This is a genomic window from Deinococcus koreensis (assembly GCF_002901445.1).
GTDB classification, from domain to species: domain Bacteria; phylum Deinococcota; class Deinococci; order Deinococcales; family Deinococcaceae; genus Deinococcus; species Deinococcus koreensis.
The window spans coordinates 51,423-65,865 of record NZ_PPPD01000001.1 but is presented as its reverse complement, the minus strand read 5'-3'; the positions used below and the strand labels follow the sequence as shown (position 1 = coordinate 65,865).

The 14,443-nt window shown below is 69.3% G+C and carries 12 protein-coding genes; 7 read left to right on the top strand and 5 right to left on the bottom strand.

Annotation, left to right across the window (positions count from 1 at the left end):
* Positions 1 to 35: 35 nt before the first annotated feature.
* The 3 genes from CVO96_RS00280 to CVO96_RS00270 are packed head-to-tail and all read right to left on the bottom strand — an operon-like array spanning position 36 to position 3,989.
* Positions 36 to 395, bottom strand: coding sequence for a tRNA-binding protein (locus CVO96_RS00280; RefSeq protein WP_103309058.1), 360 nt, complete (start codon positions 393 to 395; stop codon positions 36 to 38).
* Positions 395 to 3,610 (bottom strand): isoleucine--tRNA ligase, encoded by a 3,216-nt coding sequence (gene ileS, locus CVO96_RS00275; protein WP_279326984.1) that lies wholly within the window; start codon positions 3,608 to 3,610, stop codon positions 395 to 397. Before ileS ends, CVO96_RS00280 begins: the two co-directional genes overlap by 1 nt.
* A gap of 49 nt (positions 3,611 to 3,659) precedes the next feature.
* Positions 3,660 to 3,989, bottom strand: a complete 330-nt coding sequence (locus tag CVO96_RS00270) for a DHCW motif cupin fold protein (protein ID WP_243398087.1) — start codon at positions 3,987 to 3,989, stop codon at positions 3,660 to 3,662.
* 714 nt (positions 3,990 to 4,703) lie between these two features.
* Between CVO96_RS00270 and rho the strand changes: the two genes are divergently transcribed.
* The 7 genes from rho to CVO96_RS00235 all read left to right on the top strand — a co-directional run bounded on the left by rho (position 4,704) and on the right by CVO96_RS00235 (position 11,201).
* Entirely contained in the window at positions 4,704 to 5,981 is a 1,278-nt protein-coding gene (rho, locus tag CVO96_RS00265) for a transcription termination factor Rho (protein ID WP_103309054.1), read from the top strand.
* Positions 5,982 to 6,010: 29 nt separating this feature from the next.
* Positions 6,011 to 7,429: a peptidoglycan DD-metalloendopeptidase family protein gene (locus CVO96_RS00260; protein WP_243398086.1), complete on the top strand. Its 1,419-nt coding sequence runs from the start codon at positions 6,011 to 6,013 to the stop codon at positions 7,427 to 7,429.
* 54 nt (positions 7,430 to 7,483) lie between these two features.
* On the top strand, positions 7,484 to 7,891 hold the full coding sequence (locus CVO96_RS00255; RefSeq protein ID WP_103309052.1) for a response regulator: 408 nt from the start codon (positions 7,484 to 7,486) through the stop codon (positions 7,889 to 7,891).
* Positions 7,892 to 8,031: 140 nt separating this feature from the next.
* A complete protein-coding gene (gene pdxS / locus CVO96_RS00250; RefSeq protein WP_103309050.1) occupies positions 8,032 to 8,922 on the top strand; it encodes a pyridoxal 5'-phosphate synthase lyase subunit PdxS in 891 nt (296 codons plus the stop codon).
* Between the two features lie 43 nt (positions 8,923 to 8,965).
* Positions 8,966 to 9,571, top strand: a complete 606-nt coding sequence (gene pdxT, locus CVO96_RS00245) for a pyridoxal 5'-phosphate synthase glutaminase subunit PdxT (protein ID WP_103313204.1) — start codon at positions 8,966 to 8,968, stop codon at positions 9,569 to 9,571.
* Between the two features lie 158 nt (positions 9,572 to 9,729).
* Positions 9,730 to 10,455: an alpha/beta fold hydrolase gene (locus CVO96_RS00240; protein WP_243398085.1), complete on the top strand. Its 726-nt coding sequence runs from the start codon at positions 9,730 to 9,732 to the stop codon at positions 10,453 to 10,455.
* On the top strand, positions 10,452 to 11,201 hold the full coding sequence (locus CVO96_RS00235) for an alpha/beta fold hydrolase (RefSeq protein WP_103309044.1): 750 nt from the start codon (positions 10,452 to 10,454) through the stop codon (positions 11,199 to 11,201). Before CVO96_RS00240 ends, CVO96_RS00235 begins: the two co-directional genes overlap by 4 nt.
* Positions 11,202 to 11,329: 128 nt before the next feature.
* Here CVO96_RS00235 and aspS read toward each other — a convergent pair whose 3' ends face one another.
* Complete coding sequence (aspS, locus tag CVO96_RS00230; RefSeq protein ID WP_103309041.1) at positions 11,330 to 13,069, bottom strand: aspartate--tRNA ligase; 1,740 nt, start codon at positions 13,067 to 13,069, stop codon at positions 11,330 to 11,332.
* A complete protein-coding gene (hisS, locus tag CVO96_RS00225) occupies positions 13,066 to 14,418 on the bottom strand; it encodes a histidine--tRNA ligase (RefSeq protein WP_103309038.1) in 1,353 nt (450 codons plus the stop codon). The genes aspS and hisS overlap by 4 nt, the downstream gene beginning before the upstream one ends.
* Between the last annotated feature and the right edge of the window lie 25 nt (positions 14,419 to 14,443).

Sequence of the window (14,443 nt, the reverse complement as noted above, 5' to 3'; positions counted from 1 at the left end):
TCTTTCCATCAGACATCGCCCCGCTCCCTCTCGCCTCAGAACACCTTGCTGCCGAGCCGCGCCTCCACCGCCGGCGTCAGGAACGTCGCCTCGCCACTGGCCGCTCCCGGAAACTGAACCCCCAGGATCAGCACCTCCGAGATCGCCGTGCCGACGGCGCGCGGCTCGAAATTCAACACACCCAGAACCTGCCGGCCCAGCAGCTCCTCCGGCGTGTGGCCCGTGAAGCGCCCCACGCTGAGACGCCGCCCGAACTTCCCGAAGTCCACCGTCAGGCGGTAGGACGCTTTCGCTGCGCCCGGCTCCGGCTGAACCTCCACCACCCGGCCCAGCCGGATGTCCAGGCGTTCCAGGGTGTCCTCGGCGGTGACCACGGGCTTGAGTTCCGTCGCCATCAGGCGTCCGTGGTCAGGCCGCTGGCCTCCACCTTCGCCAGATACGCCGCGCCGCCCTCGACCTCGGCCCGGAAGCCCTCGGCGACTCCGAACACCAGCGTCTCGGCCAGCGTTTCCGACATCAGGTACTCCTGCCACGCCTCGGCGGCCTCGCGGGCGTCGCCGTCCAGCTCCAGGTGCAGGGTGATGCGGTCGGAGACCTGGAAGCCGGCGCCCTTCCGACCGTCCTGAATGCCGCGCACCAGGTCGCGGGCCAGGCCCTCCAGCTCCAGCTCGCGGGTCAGGGTGGTGTCGAAGGCGACCAGATAGCCCGCCTCCTCCTGGGCGGCGAAGCCCTCGGGGCTCTTCGCGTCCACCAGCACCTCGTCCGGCCCCAGCTCGTAGCGCTCGCCCTCAGGACTGACCACCTCGAAGAACTTGCCGTCGCGCACGGCGCGGGCGACCTCCGAGGCGTCCGCCGCCGCCAGCGCCGCGCGCACCTGGGGCACGGCCTTGCCGAACTTCTTGCCCAGCAGCGCCAGGTTGGGGCGCAGCTGGTAACTCACGAGTTCGGCGTACTGGTCGAGCAACTCGACCTCCTTGACGTTCAGCTCCTCCCGGATCTGGCCCTCGAAGCGGCCCAGGGCGCGGGTCATCTCGGCCGTGCGGGCCCGCAGCATCACCTTAGGGAGCGGCTGGCGCTGTCGCAGGCCGGTCTGCCCCCGCACCGCCCGGCCCAGGCTCACGACCCGCAGCACGGCGTCCATCTCGCCCACGAGCGCGGGCGCGCTGAGCGAGTCGTCCACCAGCGGCCATGACCCCAGATGGACGCTCTCGGGCGCGCCGGGTGAGGCGCTGCGCACCAGATTCTGGTACAGCGTCTCGGCCAGGAAGGGCGTGAAGGGCGCCGTGAGCTGCGTCACCGTGACGAGCGCGGTGTGCAGCGTGGCGTAGGCGCTCACGTCCACCTGCCCGTCCCCGGCCCAGAAGCGCCGGCGGTTGCGCCGCACGTACCAGTTGCTGAGGTCCTCGACCACGAACTCCTGCAGCGCCCGGCTGGACGTGGTGGGATCGTAGTTCTCCAGCGCGCCCGTCACCGTCTTCACCAGCGCCTGCACCTTGGCGAGCAGCCAGCGATCCACCTCGGGCCGCTCGGCGGCGGGCGGCGCGGCGTCCAGATCGGGCCGATCCAGATTCGCGTACAGCACGAAAAACGAGTAGGTGTTCCAGAGCGTCAGGAAGTACGAGCGAAACGACTCGCCGATCACGTTCAGGCCCACCCGCCGCGACAGCTCGGGCGGCGCGGACACGTAGGTGTACCAGCGCGCCGCGTCGGCCCCGTACGCCTCGAACACGTCCCAGGGGTTCAGCACGTTCCCCTTGGACTTGGACATCTTCTGCCCCTTCTCGTCCAGGAAGTGCCCGGCGCAGATCACCGACTTGTAGGCCACCGAGTCGAAGACCATGGTGCCGATCTGGTGCAGCGAGTTGAACCAGCCGCGCGTCTGGTCGATGGCCTCGGCGATGTAGTCGGCCGGGAAGCCGCCCCCCTCGAACAGTTCCCTGTTCTCGAAGGGGTAGTGGTGCTGCGCGAAGGGCATCGAGCCCGAGTCGTACCAGACGTCCATGACGTAGGGCACGCGCCGGAAGGTCTTGCCGCCCTGTTCGAAGGTCACGTCGTCCACGTAGGGGCGGTGCGGGTCGAAGTCGGGGCCGGCCACCTCGGGGCGCCCGCTCAGCTCGGCCAGCTCGGCATACGAACCGATCACCCGGTATTCGCCGTCCTCGGCCTCCCAGATCGGCAGCGGCGTGCCCCAGTAGCGGTTGCGACTCAGGTTCCAGTCGATCAGGTTCTCCAGCCAGCCGCCGTAGCGGCCGTTCCTGATGTGCGCGGGGTGCCAGTCGATGGTCTGGTTCAGCTCGATCAGGCGGGCCTTCATCGAGGTGTTGTTCAGGTACCAGCTCTCGGTCGCGTAGTACATCAGCGGCGTGCCGCAGCGCCAGCAGTGCGGGTACGAGTGCATGAAGTTCTTCTCTTTCCACATCACCCCCCGCGCCCGCAGGTCGCGCACGATCTCGGTGTTCGCGTCGCGGAAGAACACGCCCGCCCACGGCCCGAAGCGGTGCTTGCCGGTCTCGTCCACCCCCACGATCACCGGAAAGCCGTAGGTACGGGCGAGGCGCATGTCGTCCTCCCCGAAGGCCGGCGCCGTGTGCACGATGCCGGTGCCGTCGGAATCCGACACGTAGGTGTCCAGGCCGCTCATCCAGACCGGCCGGCCCTCGCCCTCGGCCTCGTAGGCCTCGGTGAAGGGCGGCTCGTAGGCCACGCGCTCCAGCTCGGTGCCCCGGAACATCTTCACGACCTCGGCGTCCTCGCCCAGCACCTCGGCGAGCAGCGAGCGCGCCAGGATCAGCGTGCGCCCCTCCCTGTCCTTCGCCGCCACGTACTCGAAGTCCGGGTGCAGGGCCACGCCCACGTTGTAGGGCAGCGTCCAGGGGGTGGTCGTCCAGACCAGGAAGGCCGCGCCCGCGTCCAGCCCCAGGGCCGCCGGATCGCGCAGCGCGAAGGTCACGTAGATGCTGGGATCCTGGATGTCCTTGTAGCCCTCGCTGACCTCGGCGTTGGAGAGCGTCGTGCCGTCCTTCGGGCAGTAGGGCGCGACCCGGAAGCCCTTATACAGCAGGCCCTTCTCGTCGAGCCGCTTGACGCTCCACCACACGCTCTCGATGTAGTTCGGGTGCAGCGTCATGTAGGGCTCGTCCAGGTTGACCCAGTAGGCCATGCGCTCCGTAAATTTGCGCCAGTCCTGCTCGTACTCGAAGACCGTGGCGCGGCACTCGGCGTTGAAGCGGTCGATGCCGTAGGCCTCCACCTCGCGCTTGGACTTCAGGCCCAGCTTCTTCTCGACAGCGATCTCCACCGGCAACCCGTGGGTATCCCAGCCCGCCTTGCGCGGCACCGAGTAGCCCTGCATGGTCTTGAAGCGCGGAAAGAGGTCCTTCAGGGATCTCGCCTCGACGTGGTGGATGCCCGGCACCCCGTTGGCGGTGGGCGGCCCCTCGTAGAAGGTGAAGCTCGGGCCGCCCCTGGTCGCCTCCATCGAGCGCTCGAAGATGCGCTTCTCCTGCCACCACGTCAGCAGCTCTTCTTCCATCCTGGGGAAACTGGGGTTCGGCTGAACGGGCGTGAACATGGTCTGGCCGGGGAGGTGGGGGGTGTCCTGGGTGGTCATGGGGGCTCCTGGGTGGGTGGGAAAGGGGTGGGGGAGGTCGGCCGCCGGGTCAGTCCACGATGAACAGCCGCGCGCCGGTTCGGGTGCGCGAGCGGTGGGCCTCGGCGCCGTCGGCGACCTGATAGCTCATGCCGGGCGTCAGGGTGAAGGTGCGGCCGTCCTGCAGCTCGGTGTGGAGTTCGCCGTCCAGCACGAACAGCACATGTCCCTTGTGGCACCAGTGATCCGAGACGTATCCGGCGGAGTACTCGACCAGCCGCACGCGGATCTGGCTGTCGCCGAAGACCTGGGTGCGCCAGAGCGCCTGCCCGGTTTCCCCAGCGTGGACGGTGGTTTCGACGGCCGCCCAGTCGGTGGTGCCGAAGGGAATACTGGTCATGTGCATGGACGTGCCTCCGGGAGTGGGGTCGGTGCCGCAGCGGCAGGCCGCGCCTCAGCGTGTGCTGGGACGCGGCCTGCCGGCGCGTGGTACCACCCAACTTCACTCCTCACAGGAGCCTCGTTGCAGGCCCTCTGTCGGGGGGCGTCCGGGCGGGTCTAGTGGGCCTGGGGGGGCCGTTCTTCCGCCGGCGCGGGAGGTGATCTTCAGTGCGGGGGGCGGGCGCCGGGCTCTCACTGTCCCCGGCTCGCTGTGGCCACCCGTCCCGACCTACTGTCCTCTCGGTCGCCTGGATGCTGCTTCGCCCCACGAAAGACCGCTGGAGCTGGATGTATGGTAGGTCGCCGGACACACCGGGTCAATGCGCCAGGTGGCCGGTCGCCCTGAACGCCTGTCCCAGGGAAGAACCACACCCGGCCCCCAGGGCCGCTCCCGGATCGCCCGGCGAGTCTCGGTTCATCTCAGTTCAAAAAGGATTATTCAAACAGCGATCAGACGCGTTCACCCGGTTCACGGCAACGATCCGGCCGGTGTCCTGTGTCCTTCCCCCCGCACCTTTACAGGAAAGCCGGTTACAATCGACATTCAGGAGATGACCATGAACAGCTTCAGGAATACGGCGATCCGGTCTGGAAGCCGTGAATCAAGCGCCTGGGACGGCCGACCCGGTGTGGCCATCGAGACGTGTGCCAGCGCGGGCACGGGGCCGCGGTCATGACCGACGCCGCCCACCAGACTCTGCCTTTCCACGAGTTGCAGCAGAAAATTCTGCCCGAACTGCACCTGATCGCCGCAGGCTACGGCATCGAGAACTACCGCAAGCTGAAGAAAGACGCGCTGGCGCTCGCGATCATGCAGCACCAGGCCGACGCCGAGGGCCAGCTGCTGGCCCAGGGCTACCTGGAGATCAGCCCCGACGGCTACGGCTTCCTGCAGTCCGATCTGCTCGACCAGCAGTCTCGCTCGGTGCTGGTGCCGGCCGGTGTGATCAAGAAGTATCATCTGCGAACCGGCGACCAGATCATCGGCCGGGCGCGCAAGGCCCGCGAGAACGAGCGCTACGGCTCGCTGGGTCAGGTCGAGGCGGTCAACGGCCTCGATCCGGACGCCGCCCGCCGGCGCCCCAAATTCGACGACCTGACCCCCACCTTCCCGGACGCCCAGCTCGTGCTGGAGGAACCCGGCACCGACGACGGCCTGAGCCTGCGCGTGGTGGATCTGCTGGTGCCCATCGGGCGGGGGCAGCGCGCCCTGATCGTGGCGCCCCCCAAGGCCGGGAAGACCACGCTGCTCAAGAAGATCGCCAACTCCATCACCCGCAACTATCCCGACGTGACCGTGATGGTGCTGCTGGTCGACGAGCGGCCCGAGGAAGTGACCGACTTCCGCGAGAGCGTGCAGGGCGCGCAGGTCGTCGCCAGCACCTTCGACGAGCCGCCCCAGCACCACGTCCGGGTGGCCGAGTTCGTACACGAGCGCGCCCGCCGCATCGTCGAGGAGGGCGGACACGTGGTGATCCTGCTCGACTCGATCACCCGGCTGGCCCGCGCCAACAACCTGGTCACGCCGCCCACCGGTCGCACGCTCTCCGGCGGCCTGGATTCCAACGCCCTGCACTGGCCCAAGCGCTTCCTGGGAGCGGCCCGCAACATCCGCGAGGGCGGCTCGCTGACCATCCTGGCGACCGCCCTGGTCGAGACCGGCTCGCGCATGGACGACGTGATCTTCGAGGAGTTCAAGGGCACGGGCAACGCCGAACTGGTGCTCTCGCGCCGCCTGGAAGAGCGCCGCATCTTCCCGGCCCTGGACATCCTGAAGTCCGGCACCCGCCGCGAGGAGCTGCTGCTGCAGCCCGAGGTCTTGAAGAAGATGTGGCTGCTGCGCAAGGTCATCAGCGACATGGATCCCGCCGACGCCATGGAGATGCTGCTCTCGCGCATGGGCAAGACCCGCAACAACGTGGAATTCCTGCAAGGGCTCGCGGGCGGTTGACGCCCCGCCCTTTCCCCCTGGAGCTGAATTTGTCCGTCCGTTTCCCCCGTGTGGTTCGCCCCCTGATGTCCTGGGGCCTCTGTGCAGCACTCGTCCTGTCCGCGTCCGGCTCGGCCCGCTCGCCCGCACCCGCCCCTTCAGCACCTGCTCCTGCAGCACTGGCCGGCCTGAGCGTCCTGGCGCCCCTGCAGGAGCCCTCCAGGCTGCTGGCCCCCGCGCCCGACCTCGTCCTGCGGCGGGACGCCGGCGAACGGGCGCTGACCCTGGTCGTGGCGCCCCAGATCAGGGCGGCGGAACTGGCCCGGCGGTACGGCGTCAGCGCCGGTGCCGTGCGGCTGCTGCCGCCCCAGGGCCGGACGCGCCTGGCCCGTGTGGCCTACCCCCGCACCGGGGCGCAGGCCGTCATGGCGCGCGCCCCCCTGCGTCCCGCCTCCGTGCAGACCTACGCCGTGCAGCCGGGCGACACCCTGGCCGGGATCGCGCGGCGCTTCGGCCTGCCGGTCGTGGATCTGCTCAGCGTCAATCTGGATCGCCCCAGCCTCGACCGCGTGCATGTCGGCGAGACCCTGAACGTGCCGGTCGGCGCCCGCGGCGTGCTGATCCGCATCAAGCCCGGGCAGAGCGCGCTGTCGCTGATCGCGGGCTACGGCGCCGACCTGGTGGCCACCGCGCAGGCCAACGGGGTGCTGCCCACCGAGATGAGCGTGGGCGACGAACTCCTGCTGCCCGGGCTGCGGGCCGAGGGCTACCAGCAGCAGCTCATGGCCCGCCGGGAGGCCCAGCGCCGCGCGGCCCTGGCCGGCGAGCGACAGAAGAAATACGAGCGCTTCGTATTGTGGAAAAAGGGCCAGGAGCGCCTCCGTCTGGAAGCGCTGTACCAGCGCCAGGCGCAGTACGAGCGTTACCTCGCCTGGCAGCGCAGCGAGGAGCGGCAGGCCAGGATCCGGGCCTACGAACGCCAGGCCCAGCTGGAGGCGGCGCAGGCCGCCGCCGCCGAGCGCGCCCGCGAGGCGGCCCGCGCCGCCGCGTCCCGGCCGGCCGCCACCGTGCAGCGCGCCTCCACCGGCCAGGGCGCGCTGATCTGGCCGATGCGCTCCTACCGGCTGACCAGCCGCTTCGGCGAGCAGGACATCGCCTTCCACCAGCAGGTCTTTCACGGCGGCATCGATCTGGCAGCCCCCTACGGCTCCCCCGTGTACGCGGCGGCGGCGGGGCAGGTCAGCCGGAGCGGGTACGGGGACTACGGCCTGAACGTCTTCACGGTCAGTGGCGCGACCACCCTGGTCTACGGCCACATGAGCCGCGTGGCGGTCTACGCCGGCCAGACCGTCGCCCAGGGGCAACTGATCGGCTATGTCGGCTGCAGCGGCATTTGTACCGGCCCCCATCTGCATTTCGAGGTCAGGGCCGGGCAGCAGGCCATCAACCCCCTGGCCGTCCTGCCATGAGCGTGGCCAGGGCCGAAAGGGCCGGAACCGAACCGTGGTGAGCGCGGGTGGAGCATGACGCCGCCGACCGCCACCCCCGGTCTGCGGCTGCTGGTGGTGGACGATGAGCTGCAGATCCTGGAACTGCTCGATCTGACCCTCTCCATGCAGGGCTATCTGGTGCAGACAGCCTCCAGCGGCCCGCAGGCCCTGGACGTGGCCGCCCAATCCCCCATCGACGTGATCGTCATGGACGTCCTGATGACGCCCTGGGACGGCTTCGAGACCGTGCGTCAGCTGCAGCGGCAGGCCGCCGGGGGGCTTCCCCCGGTCGTGTTTCTGTCGGGCCTGAACCGCCCCGACACCCTGCCCGACCTGGGGCCGGCGCTGCGCGTCGACTACCTGGCCAAACCCTTCCGGCCCTCGCAACTGGTGGCGGCCATCGAACAGCTCTGGGCGCTCACCCGGGGAGACTCCGCCTGAGGTCTGGGGCCTGTGTCCGGCCGCCTCCGGTCGGGCGACAGTGGCCGGAACGCGTCCTCTGCTCAGCCTCTAAAACTGACCCCATCGAGGAGCGCCCTCTGGCCCTACCCGTGGGGTCAGTTTCTGGCTACACTCGGCCCATGACTGACTCCCAGACCGGAACCCCCCAGCTCAAGCAGGGCTTCGCCGAGATGTTCAAGGGCGGCGTGATCATGGACGTGGTGACCGCCGATCAGGCGCGCATCGCCGAGGCGGCCGGCGCCACCGCCGTGATGGCCCTGGAGCGGGTGCCGGCCGATATCCGGGTGGACGGCGGCGTGGCCCGCATGAGCGATCCCAAGATGATCAAGGAGATCATCGCCGCCGTGACCATCCCCGTGATGGCCAAGGTGCGGATCGGGCACGTGGTCGAGGCGCAGATCCTGCAGGCCCTGGGCGTGGACTTCATCGACGAGTCCGAGGTGCTGACCCCGGCCGACGAGCAGTACCACATCCTGAAGAGCGAGTTCAAGGTGCCCTTCGTGTGCGGCGCCAAGAATCTGGGCGAGGCGCTGCGCCGCGTGGGCGAGGGCGCCAGCATGATCCGCACCAAGGGCGAGGCCGGCACCGGCAACGTGGTCGAGGCCGTGCGCCACGCCCGCACCGTGCTGGGAGAAATCCGCGCCATCCAGGCGCGCCCTGCCGAGGAACTGATGACGGTGGCCCGCGACCTGCAGGCGCCCTACGAACTCGTTCGCTGGGTGCACCAGCACGGCACCCTGCCGGTGGTGAACTTCGCGGCCGGCGGTGTCGCCACCCCCGCCGACGCGGCCCTGATGATGGTGCTGGGCCTGGACGGCGTCTTCGTGGGCAGCGGCATCTTCAAGAGCGACAACCCCGAACGCCGCGCCCGGGCCATCGTCAAGGCGGTCACCCACTACCAGAATGCCGACGTCCTGGCCGAGATCAGCGAGGATCTGGGCGCCCCCATGACCGGCATCAACATCGACAGCCTGATTCCCGCCGAGCGGCTCGCCAGCCGTGGCTGGTAAGGCCCCGGGCGCCCACCAGCCCGCCTCCGGGCAGCCCGGGCCCCTGAAGGTCGGCGTCCTGGCCCTCCAGGGCGCCTTCCGGGAGCACCGGCGTCACCTTGAGGCCCTGGGCGCCGAGGTGCGCGAGGTTCGCCTGCCGGCCGATCTCAACGGGCTGGTGGGGCTGATCCTGCCCGGCGGGGAGAGCACCACCATGGCCCGGCTGCTCAGCGAGTATGCCCTCTGGGAGCCACTGGCGGCGTTCTATCGCCGGGGCGGCGTCCTGTGGGGCACCTGCGCCGGCGCCATCCTGCTGGCCGCCGAGGTGCTGGGCGCCCCTCCGCAGGACGGCGGCTTCCAGCGCAGCCTGGGACTGCTCGAGGTGACGGTGCAGCGCAACGCCTTCGGGCGGCAGGTCGATTCCTTCACCACCCCGCTGGAGATCGCCGGTCTGGACGGCCCGGTCGAGGCCGTGTTCATCCGGGCCCCGGCCTTCTCGCGGGTCGGGGCAGGCGTGGAGGTGCTGGCCCGGCTGGGGGAACAGGCAGTGATGGTGCGTCAGGGCCGGGTGCTCGCCAGCGCCTTCCACCCCGAGCTGACCAGGGACGGCCGGCTCCACGCCGCCTTTCTCGGGCAGATCACCGAGGCCCAATCTGTGGCAGTTCGATAAAAAGTGGCTCGAAGATTCACGATCCGGTTTATCGTGAATAATTTCACTTACTACTTAGGGCTTGTTGGGACAGGGCAGGGGACAGCGGGCGCCGGCGTATCTTGACTGCCGTGGTCAGGACAGTCTTCCAATATGCCGGGGCGAGGCTCCACGTCCGCGTGACCGGCCGCGGCCGCCCCATCGTGCTGATCCACGGCCTGAGTGGTTCGAGCCGCTGGTGGCGCCGCAACCTGTCGGCCCTGACGCGTGAGCACCAGGTCTTCGTGCTCGACCTGACCGGCTACGGCTCGGCGCGCCGGCAACGGGCGCTGGGGGTGCGGGCCAGCGCCCGGATCGTCGCCGAGTGGCTCCGGCAGAGCGCCCTGACCGAGGTGACCCTGATCGGCCACTCCATGGGCGGGCATATCGCCATCCATGTGGCGGCCCTGGCGCCGCAGCGGGTGGACACCCTGATCCTGGCCGGCGCCAGCGGCCTGCTCAAGGTGCCGCTCTACCGCAGCGTCCTGAACCTGCCCCGCGCCCTGGTCTCGGGTCGCAAGCGCTTCCTGCCGCAGGTGTTCGGAGACGCCCTGCGCGCCGGCCCGCTGAACCTGCTGCGGAGCGGCCGCGATCTGCTCAAGGACAGCGTGCAGGACATCCTCCCGGAGATTCAGGCGCGAACCCTGATCATCTGGGGCGAGCGCGACGCGCTGGTGCCGCTGCCGGTCGGCCAGATGCTGGCCGGGGCCATCCGGGGTGCCCGCCTGGAGGTCATCCCGCGTGCCGGCCATATCGTGATGGTGGACGACGCGGAGCGCTTCAACACCCTGGTGCTGGATTTCATCGGCGAGGCCGCCCGATCCGGGGCCGAGCACCCGACCAGCCAGCCCACAGGCACCGGGTGAGCGGCGTCCACGCCCTGTTCCTGCAGGTTCGGGGACTGCAGACGCACGCCTGGGTGAGGGGAGAGGGCCGACCCCTGGTGATCGTGCCGGGCCTGGGCTGCGCCTCGTGGATGTACGTGCGGGTGGCCCGTGAACTGGCCCGTGAACGCCGGGTCTATGTGTACGACCCGCCTGGCCACGGCCACAGCGAGGGCAGCCGCGCCTACCCGGCCACCATCGAGGATCTGACGGATCATCTCGCCGCCTGGCTGGAGGTGGCCGGCCTGCACCGCGCGGCCATCTTCGGCCATTCGCTGGGCGGTGAAGTGATCTTCGACCTGATGGCGCGCTATCCGGGCTGCGCGGGCGCCCTGATCGCCTGCGCGCCCACCGGCATCCCGGAGAATCCCAGCGTGCCCGTGCAGGTGGCCCGCCTGTTGCGGGATCTGCCCAGGGAACGCCTGGGCCTGGTCTTGCCTGGCCTCCACGCCTACGCCCGGTGTGGGGCCCGCCGGATGCTGGAGCTGGCGGGCGATCAGGCCCGGCACGACACCGGGCCCCTGCTCGGTCAGATCCGCGCGCCCACCCTGCTGCTGGACGGCCTGTACGACCCCGTGATCCGTTCCTGGACGGTGCAGGCCATCCAGACCGCCATTCCGGACGCCGTGATCCGGCAGATCCGCGGCGGCACCCACGCCCTGACCGACACCTTTCCACGCACGGTGGCCCGCTACAGCCTCGACTTCCTGAAGGATGCGGACTGCTGAGGACAAAAGTTTCACGATTCGGCATTATCGTGAATGATTTCACTTGCTTTGTTCTGTGTAGTTATTGCAGAGCCTCAGATCAAAGAGGGGGCTCAAACCATCTCCGATCTGAGGCTCCCTCTCCTACTTCAGACCCGTTCCGGAGTCTGCACCTGCAGGCCGACCTCGCCCAGCTGAGCGGCCTCGACAGGGGAGGGCGCCAGGGCCATCAGGTCGGCGCCCCGGTTGTTCTTGGGGAAGGCGATGACCTCGCGGATCGAGCTGGCGCCCGTCATCACCATGATCAGGCGGTCGAAGCCCCAGGCGATGCCGCCGTGCGGCGGGGTGCCGTAGGCCAGCGCGTCCATGAAGAAGCCGAACTTGTCCTGCGCCTGCTCGGGCGTGAAACCGATGGCGCCGAACATCTGCGCCTGCACCTGCGGATCGTGGATGCGGATGCTGCCACCCCCCACCTCGAAGCCGTTCAAGACCAGATCGTAGGCCTGGGCGCGGATCTCGCCCTGGCGCTCGGTGCCGAAGAGGGCCACGTCGTCCGGGTGCGGCGCGGTGAAGGGGTGGTGCATGTACGTCCAGGTGCCGCTCTCCGGGTCGAAGTCGAGCTGCGGGAACTCCATGACCCAGGCGACATGGAAGCGGGGGCCGCCGGCCGTCAGGTCAAAGAGGTCGCGCAGGGCCAGGCGCACGGCGCCCAGCGCCGACACGGCTCCCTTCCACTCGCCCGCCGAGAACAGCAGGGTGCCGCCGTCCTGAACGCCGGTGCGGGCCAGCAGCTCCGCCGTCTGCGCGCCCACGAACTTGCTGATGCCGCCCGTGAACCCCTCGCCCTCGCGCCGCAGCCAAGCCAGGCCGCGCGCCCCGTTCTGCTTGGCGACGCGCTCCAGTTCGTCGATCTGCCTGCGCGTCAGCTCGGGGGCCACCAGCACCTTGACGCACCCGGCCGAGGCGAAGGCCGCGAACTCGCCGCCCCGGAACAGCCCGGTGACGTCCTCGAAGGCCGAGTCGAAGCGCAGATCCGGCTTATCCGAGCCGTATTGATCCATCGCCTCGAAGTAGGAGAGCCGGGGAAAGGGGAGGGGCAGTTCCACCCCCAGGGTCTCGCGGAACACGTGCGAGAGCAGCCGCTCGTTCAGCTCCAGCACGTCATCCTGCTCGACGAACGAGAGTTCCATGTCCAGCTGCGTGAAGTCCGGCTGGCGGTCGGCGCGCAGATCCTCGTCGCGGAAGCAGCGGGCCAGCTGGTAGTAGCGATCCATGCCCGAGATCATCAGGAGCTGCTTGAACAGCTGCGGCGACTGCGGCAGGGCGTAGAACTCGCCCGGATTCAGGCGGCTGGGCACCAGGAAGTCGCGGGCACCCTCGGGCGTGGACTTGGTGAGCATGGGCGTCTCGACCTGCACGAAGCCCTCGGTGTCCAGGAAGGCCGTGATGGCGGCCACCGCCTTGCTCCGGAGCAGCAGGTGGCGCTGCATCTCCGGGCGCCGCAAGTCCAGGTAGCGGTACTTCAGGCGGATGTCCTCGGCCACCGACTCGCCCTTGTCGAGCTCGAAAGGCGGCGTTTTCGCCGTGTTCAGGACGCGCACCCGCGAGGCGATGACCTCGAAGTCGGCCAGTCCGCCCTTGCGCTGGCCCTCCGGGCGCAGCTGGTACGTTCCCTCGATCTCCGCGACATATTCGGCGCGCAGCTGATCGGCCTGGGGGAAGGCGGGGGAATCGGGCTCGACCTGCACCTGCACCAGCCCGGAGCGGTCGCGCAGTTTCAGGAAGATCAGGCCGCCCAGATCCCGCCGGCGGTTGACCCAGCCCTGCAGGGTCACGGTCTGGCCGACGTGCGATTCGGTGAGCTGGCCGATATAGGCGGTGCGTTTCATGCGTTCTCCTGAGCGGTGGGGGACAGGGCGGCCTGGGGCTGCCGGCCCTGGTCGTGAAGGCCTTGTTCGTGAAGGAAGGCGGCGAGGTCGGCCGTGGGCAAGTTCGTCTGCACCCCACTCGCCAGGTCTTTGATACTGAGGGTGCCCTGCGCGGCCTCGTCGGAGCCGATCAGGGCCACCAGCCGCGCTCCCCGACGTTCGCCGTCGCGGAAGGCGTTGCCGGGTTTCTGGGCACGGTAGGCGAATTCGCTGCGTGCCCACTGGCGGGCGGTCATGGCCACGGCGGCGGCCTGCGGCACGTAAGCCTCATCCAGGGCGACCACATACAGCTCCGGGCCGGGTGCGGCGGGCACGGCCACGCCCTCGGCCTCCATCGCCAGGAGCAATCTCTCGATGCCGAAGGCCCAGCCGATGCCCGGTACGGCCGCGCCGCCCAGCTGCTCGGCCAGCCCGTCGTAGCGGCCGCCCCCGCCCAGCGCGGATTTGGCCCCCACGCCCTCATGGTGCAGTTCCCAGGCGGTGCGGCGGTAATAGTCCAGCCCCCGCACGATGCTGGGGTCGATGTCGAAATCCACGTTCCAGGCGCTCAGGTACGCCTGCACCGCCTCGAAATTCGCCCGCGCCTCGTCGCCCAGGAAGTCCAGCATGGGCCTCACGCCCAGTTCGCCGATCAGGGCCTGATCGCCCGCGCTCTTGGAGTCCAGAATCCGCATCGGGTTGCGTTCCAGGCGGTCTTTCGAATCGTCCGAGAGGCGATCCACGTGGGCGCCGAAGAGTGTCCGCAGATAGGCGTTGTAGGCGTCGCGGTCGGCCGGGTCGCCGATACTGCCCAGCTTGACGCGCACGCCCCTGAGGCCCAGCGCCTGCACGACCTCCACCATCAGCCGGATCGCCTCGGCGTCCACCAGCGGGTCGGTGCTGCCCAGCACCTCGTAGTCCACCTGATGAAACTGGCGCAGGCGGCCCTTCTGCACATTCTCGGCGCGGAACATCGGCCCGTGCGTCCAGAGCTTCAGGGGAGCCGGCAACTGCTTGAGGCCGTTCTGCAGGTAGGCCCGCACGATGCTCGCCGTGCCCTCCGGGCGCAGGATGTAACCCCCGTGGTCGCCGAAGTAGAACACCGTGAACATCTCCTTGCGGACGATGTCGGTGCTGCCGCCGACGCCGCGCCTGACCAGCTCGGCTTCCTCGAACAGGGGCGTGGCGATGAACCTCGCCCCGGCCCGCTCCAGTACCCGGCGGGCCACATCCTGCACATGCACGAAGGCCGACGCGCGGGTATCGAGGCTGAGTTTGGGACTGCCCTCCGGCAGATGATCCTGTGTCCCCTTGGGGCGCTGTATCGCCATAACTTCAGGAGTGTAGCGTGTGGGC

Excerpts from the sequence above, each read along its gene's own strand:
- ileS (WP_279326984.1), bottom strand. The coding sequence starts at position 3,610 with ATGACCACCCAGGACACCCCCCACCTCCCCGGCCAGACCATGTTCACG.
- pdxS (WP_103309050.1), top strand. The coding sequence starts at position 8,032 with ATGACTGACTCCCAGACCGGAACCCCCCAGCTCAAGCAGGGCTTCGCC.
- CVO96_RS00280 (WP_103309058.1), bottom strand. The coding sequence starts at position 395 with ATGGCGACGGAACTCAAGCCCGTGGTCACCGCCGAGGACACCCTGGAA.
- aspS (WP_103309041.1), bottom strand. The coding sequence starts at position 13,069 with ATGAAACGCACCGCCTATATCGGCCAGCTCACCGAATCGCACGTCGGC.
- rho (WP_103309054.1), top strand. The coding sequence starts at position 4,704 with ATGACCGACGCCGCCCACCAGACTCTGCCTTTCCACGAGTTGCAGCAG.
- CVO96_RS00255 (WP_103309052.1), top strand. The coding sequence starts at position 7,484 with ATGACGCCGCCGACCGCCACCCCCGGTCTGCGGCTGCTGGTGGTGGAC.
- hisS (WP_103309038.1), bottom strand. The coding sequence starts at position 14,418 with ATGGCGATACAGCGCCCCAAGGGGACACAGGATCATCTGCCGGAGGGC.
- CVO96_RS00270 (WP_243398087.1), bottom strand. The coding sequence starts at position 3,989 with ATGACCAGTATTCCCTTCGGCACCACCGACTGGGCGGCCGTCGAAACC.